General features: G+C 60.9%; 12 protein-coding genes. 5 read left to right on the top strand and 7 right to left on the bottom strand.

Annotated elements, in window-relative coordinates:
• The 5 genes from cydB to ppk2 form a co-directional block, all read right to left on the bottom strand.
• Window positions 1–1,002, bottom strand: coding sequence for a cytochrome d ubiquinol oxidase subunit II (gene cydB / locus AB9L16_RS10720; RefSeq protein ID WP_375123525.1), 1,002 nt, complete (start codon window positions 1,000–1,002; stop codon window positions 1–3).
• Between the two features lie 12 nt (window positions 1,003–1,014).
• The gene (locus tag AB9L16_RS10715) at window positions 1,015–2,388 is read right to left on the bottom strand and encodes a cytochrome ubiquinol oxidase subunit I (RefSeq protein ID WP_375123524.1); all 1,374 of its coding nucleotides are present in this window, start codon (window positions 2,386–2,388) and stop codon (window positions 1,015–1,017) included.
• A 3-nt stretch (window positions 2,389–2,391) separates the two neighbouring features.
• Window positions 2,392–2,781, bottom strand: a complete 390-nt coding sequence (locus AB9L16_RS10710; RefSeq protein WP_150635567.1) for a VOC family protein — start codon at window positions 2,779–2,781, stop codon at window positions 2,392–2,394.
• 23 nt (window positions 2,782–2,804) lie between these two features.
• Window positions 2,805–3,020 (bottom strand): hypothetical protein, encoded by a 216-nt coding sequence (locus tag AB9L16_RS10705; protein ID WP_041480440.1) that lies wholly within the window; start codon window positions 3,018–3,020, stop codon window positions 2,805–2,807.
• 821 nt (window positions 3,021–3,841) lie between these two features.
• On the bottom strand, window positions 3,842–4,657 hold the full coding sequence (gene ppk2 / locus AB9L16_RS10700) for a polyphosphate kinase 2 (RefSeq protein WP_056785103.1): 816 nt from the start codon (window positions 4,655–4,657) through the stop codon (window positions 3,842–3,844).
• A 190-nt stretch (window positions 4,658–4,847) separates the two neighbouring features.
• Here ppk2 and AB9L16_RS10695 point away from each other — a divergent pair, with 190 nt between their 5' ends.
• From AB9L16_RS10695 to msrA, 3 genes are all read left to right on the top strand, one after another.
• Window positions 4,848–6,974 (top strand): TonB-dependent receptor family protein, encoded by a 2,127-nt coding sequence (locus tag AB9L16_RS10695; protein WP_375123523.1) that lies wholly within the window; start codon window positions 4,848–4,850, stop codon window positions 6,972–6,974.
• Between the two features lie 238 nt (window positions 6,975–7,212).
• Complete coding sequence (sseB, locus tag AB9L16_RS10690; RefSeq protein WP_375123522.1) at window positions 7,213–7,998, top strand: enhanced serine sensitivity protein SseB; 786 nt, start codon at window positions 7,213–7,215, stop codon at window positions 7,996–7,998.
• 146 nt (window positions 7,999–8,144) lie between these two features.
• Complete coding sequence (gene msrA / locus AB9L16_RS10685) at window positions 8,145–8,651, top strand: peptide-methionine (S)-S-oxide reductase MsrA (RefSeq protein ID WP_375123521.1); 507 nt, start codon at window positions 8,145–8,147, stop codon at window positions 8,649–8,651.
• 18 nt (window positions 8,652–8,669) lie between these two features.
• Here msrA and AB9L16_RS10680 read toward each other — a convergent pair whose 3' ends face one another.
• Window positions 8,670–9,887, bottom strand: coding sequence for an MFS transporter (locus AB9L16_RS10680; protein WP_076563247.1), 1,218 nt, complete (start codon window positions 9,885–9,887; stop codon window positions 8,670–8,672).
• Between the two features lie 130 nt (window positions 9,888–10,017).
• On the opposite strand from AB9L16_RS10680, the gene AB9L16_RS10675 reads away from it, so the two are divergent.
• The gene (locus AB9L16_RS10675; protein ID WP_056785092.1) at window positions 10,018–10,641 is read left to right on the top strand and encodes a TetR/AcrR family transcriptional regulator; all 624 of its coding nucleotides are present in this window, start codon (window positions 10,018–10,020) and stop codon (window positions 10,639–10,641) included.
• A 5-nt stretch (window positions 10,642–10,646) separates the two neighbouring features.
• Here the strand turns inward: AB9L16_RS10675 and AB9L16_RS10670 are convergent, their stop codons facing one another.
• Window positions 10,647–11,873, bottom strand: a complete 1,227-nt coding sequence (locus AB9L16_RS10670) for an MFS transporter (protein WP_375123520.1) — start codon at window positions 11,871–11,873, stop codon at window positions 10,647–10,649.
• Between the two features lie 59 nt (window positions 11,874–11,932).
• Between AB9L16_RS10670 and AB9L16_RS10665 the strand changes: the two genes are divergently transcribed.
• The gene (locus AB9L16_RS10665) at window positions 11,933–12,934 is read left to right on the top strand and encodes a cupin domain-containing protein (RefSeq protein ID WP_375123519.1); all 1,002 of its coding nucleotides are present in this window, start codon (window positions 11,933–11,935) and stop codon (window positions 12,932–12,934) included.
• Window positions 12,935–12,946 lie beyond the last annotated feature (12 nt).

Raw genomic sequence — 12,946 nt, 5'->3', positions numbered from 1 at the left:
TCAGCCATCGCTGGCAACGCGCACTTTGCCGCTGAACACGCGGAAACCAAACGTGTTGTAGGCCAGGGTGATGGGGATCAGCACGGCGAATCCGACCAGCATGAAGATCTGGCTGTTCGGGCTTGAGGCTGCTTCGCTCAAGGTCAGATACGGCGGAATGATGAAGGGAAATAGCGCGACCAGCATCACCGCGAAAGCCAGCACGAAAACGCCCAATGCGGCGAACAACGGCACGCAGTCAAAGCGCCCGTGAAAACCTTTGCTGAACACCCATCCTAGAGCGCTGAGGATCAGCCCTGCCGCCAGCCACAGCCGAATTTCGGCAAGCCGCCGGGCATATTGCGGCTGCAACGTCGCCGTCCATGCGATCAGCACCAGCAATAACGCCACGACGACCAGCGCCAAGACGCGGGCCTGGCGGGCCGAGTGCTGCTGCAATTCATCCAGGGTCCGCCAGTACAACCAGCACGTCCCCAGCCAGACGTAACCGAGCACCAGCACCAAACCGCAAAATACCGGGAAAGGATTCAGCCAGTCGCGGCCATCGCCAATGTACTGACCGCCCTGATGCGCAACGCCTTGCACGAGAGTGCCGAGCACCATGCCTTGGACCAATCCGGTCAGCAGGGAAGCCAGCGCCAGCACGCCGTCGACGATGCGCTTGCGTCGTTCGTTCGGTGCGTAATCGCGAAACTCCAGCGCCATGGACCGCGCGATCAAGGCGAGGAACATCACGATAAAAGGCACGTACAAGGCCGGCAGCAAGATCGCATACGCCAGCGGAAACAACGCCAGCAGCCCGCCGCCGCCGAGCACTAGCCAGGTTTCGTTGGCGTCCCATACCGGCAGAATCGACACCGCCATCACCCTGCGCTGCTTGCTGCAAGCCGTGAGGCCCATGAGCATGCCGACGCCCAGATCGGTGCCGTCGAGCACCACGTAGTTCATGACCGAGAACGCCAGTGCGGCGGCGCACAACAGGGTCAGCCAGTCCGTGTCCATGTCTGCGATTCCTCAGTGCCCGGTTTCGTCGGCAAGGGTGGGCTGCGGCCCGGGTTGATCCTGCTGCGGCGGCTCGCGCAACAGGCGCAGCAACACCCACAGACCGATGCCGAAGATCAGCAGATAAAACAGCAGAATCAGCCACGTCGACCCGACGACTTGAGCCCTGGACACCGATGACAGACTGTCCGCCGTGCGCATCAATCCGTAAACCGTAAACGGCTGTCGCCCCACTTCGGTGACAACCCAGCCGCTGAGCATTGCCAGAAACCCGGCCGGTGCCAGCAGCACGCACGCGCCCAGCCAGAGCCGCGCCGTGTACAGGCGATTACGTCGGCGCAGGATCAGGCTGACCACACCCTGCCCAAGCATCAGCAGCCCCAGCCCGACCATCAGCCGGAACGCGAAAAACACCGGCGCCACGGGCGGGATGTCCTCAGCCGGGAACTCATCAAGCGCAGCGATTGTGCTGGTCAGGTCATGCTGCAGGTAGAGGGAACCAATGCGCGGAATCGCCACCTCCCAGTGGTTGCGGCGCTCTTGCATATCCGGCCATGCGAACAGCCGCAGTGGCTCCCCTGCCCCTTGGGCCGGGCGCGTCCATGAGCCTTCGATGGCCGCCACTTTCTGCGGCTGGGCGTGCAAACTGTGCCGGCCATGCAGGTCCCCGACGACAATCTGCACCGGCATCAGCAGCGCAATCACCCATAGCCCCATGGAGAATTGCAGGCGAGCACGCGGGTTTTCCGGGGCCTTGCGCAATTGCCAGGCACTGATCCCGGCAATCAGCGTCGCGCTGCCGATGAGCACGGCAAGTAGCATATGCGCCAGGCGATAGGGAAACGAAGGATTGAAGATGATTGCCCACCAGTCCTCGGCAAGGAACCGCCCTTCAGCGCCAATCGAATAGCCGGCCGGAGTCTGCATCCACGAATTGGCGGAAAGAATCCAGAACGCGCTGATCAGCGAGCCCACCGCCACAGCGCAGGTGGCAAAAAAGTGCAGATGCGGGCCGACTTTCTTCAAGCCGAACAGCATGATGCCAAGGAAACCCGCTTCGATGAAAAACGCCGCCATCACTTCATAGAACATCAGCGGACCGAGGACATCACCGGCCTGCACCGACAGCCGCGACCAGTTGAGGCCGAACTGATACTCCAGAATCAATCCCGACGCCGTGCCCACTGCAACGTTGAGCGCGAATACCTTGAGCCAGTAACGATAAACATCCAGATAAACCTGGCGCCCGGTTTTCAACCACAACGCTTCCAGCACCATGAGGAAATTCGCCAGACCGATGCTGAACGCCGCCAGCACGATATGAAAGCTGATCGTGATCGCGAACTGGGCGCGGGCGGCCATCAGGGCCGAATCAACAGGCTCCATCCATCAGCCGCTGTAGAACACAGCCAGCTTGTTGCCTTCGGGGTCGCGCAGATAGGCCACGTAAAAGTCCGGCGTATAGGCTTCGCGCGTGCCCGGCGGTCCTTCATTGCTGCCGCCACTGTCGAGCCCGGCCTTGTGCACCTGATCGACCTGGTGCCGCGAGTCGGCGCGAAATGCCGGCATCATGCCGTTGCCGGGTGTCGCCGGCTCACCATTGAACGGTTGCGAGATGTGCACACTGCCGGGGCCGTTGGACTTGTCGATGCAATCGGGCAGGTAAAAACAGTAGTGTTCTTCGCGATCATGCCGGTAGCCCAGCGGCGTCAGGATCGCCTTGTAAAAAGCTGCCGAACGCTCGACGTCGTTGGCGCCGATAAACAGATAACTGAGCATGGGACGTCCTCCGATGACAGCTGTCAGCGCTGTGGCTGTTCTTGGTTCAAGGTGAAAACGTTGCCGGCGTCACGCACCAACTGGCGCCATTCGGCACTGGTGATCAGGCCTTGCTCCTCCATCTGATCCGCAGCCTTGAGCAGCTCGTCATATTGCTGTTCCGGATCCAGATCGCCCTCGGCCTGCTCTGCCATCTTGCGCCATGCCGCCAGTGATGCCTTCTTTTGCTGATCGAACATACCGGTATCTCCTGAGGGACTTACCCGGTAGAAAAATCAGCGCGAGAGAGGTTCAGGGCAGACGACGGATGGACGGTTGATGCGCAAAACCTTGTGGGAGTGAGCCTGCTCGCGATAGCGGTATATCTGTCAAATTAAATTTGAATGTTCCTCCGTCATCGCGAGCAGGCTCACTCCCATAGAAAAGCAAAATCAAAAGATCGCAGCCTTCGGCAGCTCCTACAGTTGGATCGCGTACCACCTCAAGAACAGGTCGGCTGTCAGGCCGCCTTCGCGAGCAGGCTCACTCCCACAGAAAAGCAAAATCAAAAGATCGCAGCCTTCGGCAGCTCCTACAGTTGGATCGCGTACCACCTCAAGAACAGGTCGGCTGTCAGGCCGCCTTCGCGAGCAGGCTCGCCTACAAAGCAAACGCAAAGCAGCGCAGCTGCCCGCGGCGAAGCCGCACCACTCAACAATGAGCGCAAGCTCGAGTACCGCTTTTGATCTTGATCCACCAGCGACGTCGGAAGGCTGAGTGGAGGGATTGATCCGGGCGTGGGAGCGCAGCGACCGTACGACGCAGTCGTACACAGCGAGTGTAGGTGCAGCGAAGCAAACCGGAGCCGCTGCGCCAGGATCGATCCCGCAGCGAAGGAACCCGAGCCTGCGAGGGCCGAACGCAGGAGCAAAGCGTTTTGGTTACTTTTGGGCGTCTGCAAAAGTGACCCGCTGTAAGAGCGGAACCGCCAGCCGCAACACCCGAAAAAACGGATATACACCCAAAACCCCAAGAGCCTGGTCGGCCCAAAGGCCGCCACGCCCAAAAAAAACCGCAAATGTCAAAACCGCTCCGCCACCCGCTTGTACGCATAATCCGGCTCCCGATACTTGCCCGGCTTCTGCCGTTTCGGCAACTCGACCTTGTCGCGCTTCACCTCTTCATAGGGGATGCGACTGAGCAGATCAGTGATGATGTTCAGCCGCGCACGACGTTTGTCATTCGAGTCGGCAACCCTCCACGGCGCCCAATCGGTGTCGGTGTGCTTGAACATCTCGTCCCGCGCCCGTGAGTAGTCATACCAGCGGCTGTAGGACTTCAGATCCATGGGTGTCAGTTTCCAGATCTTGCGCCCGTCATTGATTCGCGCTTCGAGCCGGCGGGTCTGTTCCTCCGGACTGACCTCAAGCCAGTACTTGAGCAGGATCACCCCCGAATCAACGATGGCGTTCTCCACCCAAGGAATCGACTTGAGAAACTTGTCGGCCTGCTCCTCCGTACAAAAACCCATGACCCGTTCGACACCGGCGCGGTTGTACCAACTGCGGTCGAAAATCACCACCTCGCCGCCCGCCGGCAGATGCGGCAGATAGCGCTGTACATGCATCTGACTTTTTTCTCGATCGGTTGGCGCCGGTAATGCCATCACGCGGAACACCCGTGGGCTGACGCGCTCCGTGATCGCCTTGATCACCCCGCCCTTGCCCGCACCGTCGCGCCCTTCGAAAACAATACAAACCTTGACACCTTTGGCGATGACCCACTCCTGCAGCTTGACCAGCTCAACGTGGAGCTTGCGCAGCTGTTCGAGATAGTCCTTGTTTTTCAAGCGCGGACGTTCGATTGCCTTTGCAGGTTTCTTCTTGTCTTTCGCCATGAACCTGTCCTCGCGCTTCAACAGCCCGCTGAATTTGTTTATTGACCCGAAGGGCCTGATCCGTGAGGTTAGTTCACGCCCGGTTGTTTGCCATTGCCGGGCAAAAAAGCCCTGTCGCCATGTGTTTCCTGAGGTTGTTCCGACGTCGCACTGTTCATTGCCCGATCCCCTGTTTGCTGGAGTTTTTTCGATGCCGTCGTCCAAATCATTGCCCACTGCCCTGCTCGGTCTGGCCCTGGCCTGCCCGGCGATGGCCGAGACCCAAGGTCTGGAGCTGGGGCAAGTGCTGATTTCGGCAGATGAGCGCAGTGGCAGCGATGCAGCGGTCGAAGAAGCGCGGGAACGCCTTGAGCAGATTCCCGGCGGCACCAACGTGGTCGACATGCGCCAGCCGTTGCAGGGCCGCGTTGCCAGCAATCAGGATGTGCTGGCCTATCAGCCGGGGGTGTATGCACAGTCGGCGGGCAACGAAGGCGTGAAGATTTCCATCCGTGGTTCAGGCATCAACCGCGCACCCGGCGCCCACGCTTCGGGGCTCTACACGATGCTGGATGGCTTGCCCCTGACCGGCCCCGGCGGCACACCGTATGAATTGCTCGAGCCGTTTTGGGTCGACCATGTCGAAGTGCTGCGCGGCGCCAACGGCTTCGATCGCGGCGCGCTGGCACTGGGCGGCGCTATCGATTACGTCAGCCACACCGGTTACGCCGCGCCAAAGCTGCACGTGCGCTACGCCACCGGCAGCCATGGCTATCAGCAGCGCCAGGTCAGCTCCGGGCAAGTGCTGGGAGATTTCGATTACTACGTGTCCCTGACCGATGCCAACGCCGACGGCTATCAGGACCACACCGCCAGCGAGAGCAAAGGCCTGGTCGCCAACTTCGGCTATCGCTTCAACCCGAATCTGGAAACCCGCTTCTACTTCCGCTATCGCGAAACCGACAACGACCTCGCCGGTCGCGTGACCAAGCATTCCATCGAACACAGCCCACGGGCAGCCAACCCGGCGTATGTGGCCCGCGATGACAGCCGCAAGCAGCCCGGCAGTACGTTCATCGGCAACAAGACCACGTTCTACCTCGATGACGATTCGAGCATCCAGACCGGCCTCGCCTACCACGACTACCCGATGGATCTGCGCGAAGGCCCGAACCGGCTGAAGGTGGCTTATACCGACGTCAGCGGCACCTTCGACTACAAACGCCGCGACACTTTGTTCGGGATGGAAAGCCGCAGCAACGTCGGCCTGCGCGTGACCAAGCACCTGCCCAACGATGGCGCCAGCGAGTTCGTGCGCATCCCGAGTGGCAACACCGCCAGCTACGCCCCGGGCACGCGGATGCGCAACTTCACTTATCAGGGTTCGGACACCGTTCTGCATTTCGGCAATGACCTGGAAATTGCCGACGACCTGTGGCTGACCTCCGGCCTCGCCGCGATCTACACCCGCCGCGAAAGCGCCGTGACCTATCCGCAGGGCGGCGGCAAAACCAGTCTCAGCGACTGGGACTATGCACCGCGCATCGGCCTGCGCTATCAGATCACCCCGGACGTGCAAGTGTTCGGCAACCTCAGCCGCTCCGTCGAAGCACCGCACCCGTGGTCGCTGATCTACAGCTCCAACGTGCGCTTCCCTGCCGGCAACGGCGCCGCCACCGGCACCCAGCGCGACCCAGTCGAACTGCAAAACCAGACCGCAACCACTCTGGAACTCGGTGGCCGTGGCGACAGCAAACTGGGCGAATGGAGCCTGGCCTGGTACTACGCGCAAGTTCGTCACGAACTGCTCTCGGTACTGCCGGACGCCAACGCCGTCACGCCCTACGAACTCAACGCCAGCCCGACCGTGCACCAGGGCATCGAGGCCAGCCTCAACAGCAAACTCTGGACCGCCGCCGACGGCCGCCAGTTGAGCTTGCGCCAGGCCTACACCTTCAGCGACTTCCACTACCGCGACGACGAACGCTTCGGCGACAACCGCTTGCCGGGCCTGCCGATGCATTATTACCAGGGCGAACTGCGTTACGACTGGCCGCAGGGCTTCTTCGCCGCCGTGAACACGCAACTGGTCTCCAAAGTTGCCGTGGACTACGCCAACAGCTACTACGCCGACCCTTACGCCCTGTTCGGCGCCACCCTGGGCTACAACGCGCCGAAGGGCGACTGGCAAGGCTGGGTCGACATGCGCAACCTGACCGGCAAGCGTTATGCGGCAACGGTCACGCCGGGGTATGACGACAAGGGAGTGGACGCCGCGCGGTCGACCCCGGGTGAAGGGATGGGGGTTTATGTTGGGGTTTCGTGGAGTTTGCTATAAGACCCAACGCGAAATTCAAATGTGGGAGCGAGCCTGCTCGCGAAAGCGGTGTATCAGCCGTGAGTTATTTCAACTGACACGACGCCTTCGCGAGCAGGCTCGCTCCCACAGTTGGCTTTGTGGTGTTGGTTAGAACGACGCAGGATTCGAATCTCTGGACGAGTATCATCGTGACAGCACGTCTCCTCGGACCGACCAGATAATCATCGCTCTCCATTGAAAATAACGGACTGACCTCATGGATACTTCCCAAGAAAACCCTCTGGAAACATCGCTCCGACTGGCCGCGGACGAACCCGCGCATCGCCCTGAGTTCTATCGCACCCTCCTGGAATCGACCGTCTACATCCTCGGCACCGCCGGTGCGGCGCAAGGTCATGTCAATCTCGAAGCCGGCAGCAACATCAGCATCGCCCATTGGCAGAAGCCCGATGGCACGCCTGTCATTCCGTTCTTCTCCTCGCTGCCGACGCTGCAACAATCCATCGACAGCGAACAGAGCTATGTGGAGATACCGGCACGATCATTGTTCGAAATCACGCTGGGCGCGCTGCTCTTTCTGAATCCGAAGTCGCCGTACGGCAAGGAATTCCTTCCGGATGAAGTGCAACGGCTGCTCTCAGGCGAAATCGGCCGGCCCGCCACGCAGCGTACCGTTGAAAAAGAAACCAACGTCTTGCTTGGACAGCCTTCGGACTACCCATCGACGATGGTCCATTCGCTCTCGCAACTGCTGGCCAAACACGCCAATGTGAAACGCGCGTTCCTGGCGCTGATGCACGACCCCTCGGTTGATGAAAAACCGCACTTGATCGTCGGCATCGAAGCGGATGGCGATATCGAACAGGTCATGCGCGAAGCCGGCAATGTCGCTGCGGACACAGCCCCTGATGGCGGGCCGGTTGATTTTTGCCGCGTGCTGACGGGACAAGCCGGGCTGAGTGATTACTTCCTCAGGGAGACCAAACCGTTCTACGAGCGCAAGTCACCGAGCAAGCTGCGTTCGTTCTTTGGCTTTGGTTGAATACGATCTGATGAAAATCGCAGTCGCCTGCATGTCGCTTGATCAGCAGGCCAGTGGTCGATTCTCATGAGCGTGACCTTGGATTCTCTCAACCCGCCCTCATAACAGTGGGTATCCCCCCATCGTCTCGAGAGGAAGCACACACCATGACCACTCAAACCGAAACTGCCATTCTCGCCGGCGGCTGCTTCTGGGGCATGCAGGATCTGTTGCGCCGCTATCCGGGTGTGCTGAAAACCCGCGTCGGCTATACCGGCGGCGATGTGCCGAATGCGACCTATCGCAACCAAGGCAACCACGCCGAAGCCATCGAAATCGAGTTTGATCCGGCCGTGATCAGCTACCGGCAGATCCTTGAGTTCTTCTTCCAGATCCACGACCCGAGCACGCCTAACCGTCAGGGCAACGATCTTGGCCCGAGCTACCGCTCGGCGATCTACTACCTCAACGACGAGCAGCGTGCCGTCGCTGAAGACACCGCCGCCGATGTAGACGCATCGAAGTTGTGGCCGGGCCGAGTGGTTACGGAAATAGAACCGGCCGACCCGTTCTGGGAAGCGGAACCCGAGCATCAGGATTACCTGGAGCGGATTCCGAACGGCTACACCTGCCATTTCATCCGGCCTAACTGGAAACTGCCGAAGCGCGGTTGAAGAAACTGCTGGCGGGGTTCAATGCCCCGCCACCACCGAAGCTTCTACAGAGCGCGGGCCCGACTTGAAACCGTGGGCCCGGGCACCCCAGGCAATGGCGAAGGCGATAGCGACCAGTGCCAGCATGGCCCACGGAAATGAGGTAACGCCCCACTGATCGAGCAGCACGCCGCCGACGACACCGCTGCCAGCGATCGCGCTGTTCCACGCCACTACGTTCAACGACAAGGCGACATCCGCTCCGTCGCCCGCCGCATCAGCCAGCGCCGTTTGCAACAGCGTCGCCGCGCCGCCAAAGGTTAAACCCCATGCCGCCACGCCGAGATAAATCACCTCTGGGCTGCCTCCGCCAAATCCCAGCGCCACGCAGACGGCGGCAAAGGTCGCCAAACTCAGCAGAACCGTCGAACGCAGCAGCGGCTCGACCAGCTTCGCCGTCAGCCATATCCCGACCAGAGCGGCGATGCCGAAGCTCAACAACACCACATCCACCCGCTCGGCCATGCCCGCCGGCGCCACGAACGGAGCGATATAGGTGTAGAGAATGTTGTGCGCCAGCATCCAACTGATCACCACTGCTAGCACAGGACGCACGCCCGGGGTAGTCAGGACTTTGCTCAGCGATAGGCGTTGATGGGCCGGCTGCGGCGGGTAGTCGGGCACTTTCACCAGTACCCAGACGATCAGTACCAAGGTCAGCGCCGACATCAGACCGAATGTAGTGCGCCAACCGACCAGCCCACCGAGCCACGTACCCAGAGGCACGCCCAGCGACAGCGCAATCGGTGTGCCGACCATCGCCAGCGCCAACGCCTTGCCCTGCTGTTCGGGCTCAACCATGCGTCGCGCATAGCCGGCCAGCAGACTCCATGCCAGACCCGCCGCAACCCCGGCGAAGAACCGCGCGACCAGCGTCACGCCGTAATGCGACGACAGCGCGGTAATCGAATTGAACAGCAGGAAACCGACAATCGTCAGCAGCAGCACGTTGCGGCGCCGCCAGCCCCGGGTGGCGATGGTCATCGGGATCACCGCCAGTACGGAACCCAATGCGTACGCGGTAACCATTTGCCCGGCCATGGACGGCGAAATCGCCAGGCCTTCACTGATCAACGGCAACAGGCCCGCCGGCAGGGTTTCGGTGACGATGCAGATGAAGCCAGTCATGGCCAGCGCCAGCAAAGCGCCGATGGGCAGACCTTTTGGCGTAGCCGTTAACGTGATTGAAGGTGTCACTGGAAGCTCCTCGAAAAAACCGACTCAGATTTAAATACCGATCGATCTAGATCCTGAGGGTGCATGCGCAGCGTTGTCAACAATTTCTGTATCGACTAGTCTTTATATTAAATCAATGAGGAGTCAGGTCATGGCGAGAACCGGTCGCCCCCGTCAGTTTGATCGCGACGACGCCGTCGATCAGGCTTTGCAACTGTTCTGGCAACACGGCTACGACGCGACATCGCTGGCCCAATTGAAGGCAGGCCTGGGTGGCGGTATCTCTGCACCTAGCTTCTACGCCGCGTTCGGTTCCAAGGAAGCGTTGTTCGATGAATGCGTGCAGCGTTATTTAACCACCTATGCGCAAGTCACCGAGTGCCTGTGGGACGACAGCCTGCCACCACGCCAGGCGATCGAGACCGCTTTGCGCCAGTCGGCACGCATGCAGTGCGACGACACACACCCCAAGGGCTGCATGGTTACCCTCGGCGTCATGAGCGCACCGAGCCCGGAAACCGCCCATGTGGCGCAAGCCCTGACCCACTCAAGGCAGCGCACCCGTGCCGGCATTCAAGCCTGCGTCGAACGCGCTGTGAATGCCGACGAGCTGGCCAGCGGCACAAGTGCGGCGGCGATGGCGACGGTATTCGACAGTTTCCTGCAGGGCATATCCATCCTCGCCAGAGACAACACCGCGCTGGATAACATTGATGCTGCTATCACTCAGATCATGCAAATCTGGGAAATTGCCGCCACGCGTAAGGCGGATTGATCAAATCACAAATGCACCGGTGCCACCGGCGCCGAACCCGGCTCCGGCACATCGACATTGACCTTCAGGGCAATCAGCAGCGCGGCCAGCAACATCAGAATTCCAGCTGCTACAAACACGCCATTGATGCCGCTGAAACTGAACACCGAACCGCCGGCGGCGGCGCCTGCGGCAATCGCCGACTGCACCGATGCGACGACCATGCCGCCTGCGCTTTCGGCCTGATCGGGTATCGATCGCGCCACCCAGTTCGACCATGCCACCGGCACGCCACCGAAGGCCATCCCCCACAGAGCCAGAAGCAACGCCTGCCCGGTGAGCGACGCCGGTAACCCGACCAACGCCAGAGCAGCAACGCCCACCAACACCGGCATTAGCACCAGTGTTGCGCGTGGATTGCGCTGCAACAGCCAGCCAGCGAACAGCGTGCCGGCAAAGTTCGCCACGCCGAAACCGAGCAGCATCAGCGCCAGCGTCTGCGCGCCGACTCCGGTGGTGCTTTCCAGAAATGGCCTGATATAGGTGAACAACGCGAAGTGGCCGGTGTGCACCAATACACAGCCGAACATGCCAATGGCAATGCCCGGTCGCAGCAACACCTCAAGCACCGTACGCAGGCGTGACGGACGATGCGGCGCCAGACTCGGTAACGTGAACATTTGAAAGACCAGCGTCACCACGCCCACCGCCGCAGCTGCGAAAAACGCACTGCGCCAGCCAAACTGGCCGCCGAGATAGCTGCCCAATGGCACCGCGACCACGGTCCCGACGGCGATCCCGCTGAAGATAATCGACAGCGCCCGTGGCAGCAGCGCCGCCGGCACCAGGCGCATCGCCACGGCCGCCGCCATGCTCCAGAATCCGCCCAAAGCTATGCCCAAAAGGATGCGCATGATCAGCAAAACTGCGAGGCTCGACGACAGCGCCACCAGCAGATTCGACGCGATCATCAGTACCGAGAAACCGAGCAAGACCAGCCGCCGATCAAGACTGCGCGTCAATCCAGGTACGAGCAATCCGGCAAAGAGCGCCACCACTGCGGTCACCGTCACTGCTTGCCCGGCCAGGGCTTCGCTGACGCCAAGGTCGAGCGCCATCGGCGTCAGCAGGCTGGCCGGCAGATATTCTGCGGTGAGTAAACCGAACACTCCCATCGCCAGTGAGAAAACCGCCATCCACGCAGGAACCATCGGCTCCACTTCAGCTCGCCCATCACCTACACGTTCATTCATTTCAAGACTCCCTCGGACATTTCAAAAGGGCAGTCTATTAGCGGCAAACCGGATGATCTATGATGCGCAGTCTTGAATTTTTGATCGAAACCCCGAACATGAGCAGCACTGATTCCTTTTCACTGTCATCAGACCTGATCACTGAATTGCTGCGCAGCATGCGTCTGCGTGGCGTGCAGTATCGGCGGATCCACGCCGGTCCGCCGTATGGTCTGGGTTTCAGCGACAAATCGGGCCATGCGTATTTCCACTTCGTTGCCGCTGGATCGACGGTGTTGCGACTGGAGGACGGCAGCCTTTACGAGTTGGCGGCGGGCAATGCGGTATTCATTGCCCATGGTGCAGCGCACCAGTTGCTGTCACACCCAAACGCCGAAGTGCAGGACATTGACAGCGCCGTCGCCGCGCCACTCGGCGATACGGTCTGCGCGGTGCAGGTCGGTCACAGCGCCGTTTCGCCCGATAGCGCCCTGCTCTTCAGTGGCTGTATGGAGTTCGAGCTCGGCAGCCTGCAGGGCCTCGGTCGGCTGATGCCGGGACTGATGCTGATCGACGCCGGCGGCCAGCGTTATCCGGGGCTTATGCCAATTCTTGCGACCATGGAACGCGAAGTCAGCGCAGCGCGCATCGGCTTCGCCGGCATTCTCGCTCGCCTTGCCGACGTAGTGGCGGCAATGATTGTTCGTGGCTGGGTCGAATGCGCTTGCGGCAATGCCTCCGGTCTCGTCGCCGCCCTGCGCGACCCTCGTCTGTCGAAAGCTTTGCTGGCCCTGCACCAACAACCGGGGCGCGACTGGAGCGTCGCCGAGCTGGCAACGCTGTGCAACACCTCACGCTCGGTCTTCGCCGAACGCTTCCAGACCACCCTCGGCACCCCGCCGCTGCGCTACGCCACCGAACTGCGCATGCGCTTGGCCAGTCAGTGGCTGACACTGGAAAGACTGCCGATCGAAGAAGTGGCGCAGCGCTTGGGCTACACCTCCCAAGCGGCGTTCAGTCGTGCGTTCAAGCGGATAACGGGAAGCTCACCGGGAGCGAGTCGGCGCCAGCGCGCACTGTAGAAATTGCGTTAA

Source organism: Pseudomonas sp. LW8 (assembly GCF_041956865.1).
Lineage (GTDB): Bacteria > Pseudomonadota > Gammaproteobacteria > Pseudomonadales > Pseudomonadaceae > Aquipseudomonas > Aquipseudomonas siliginis.
This window is presented reverse-complemented; position numbering and strand designations above follow the sequence as displayed.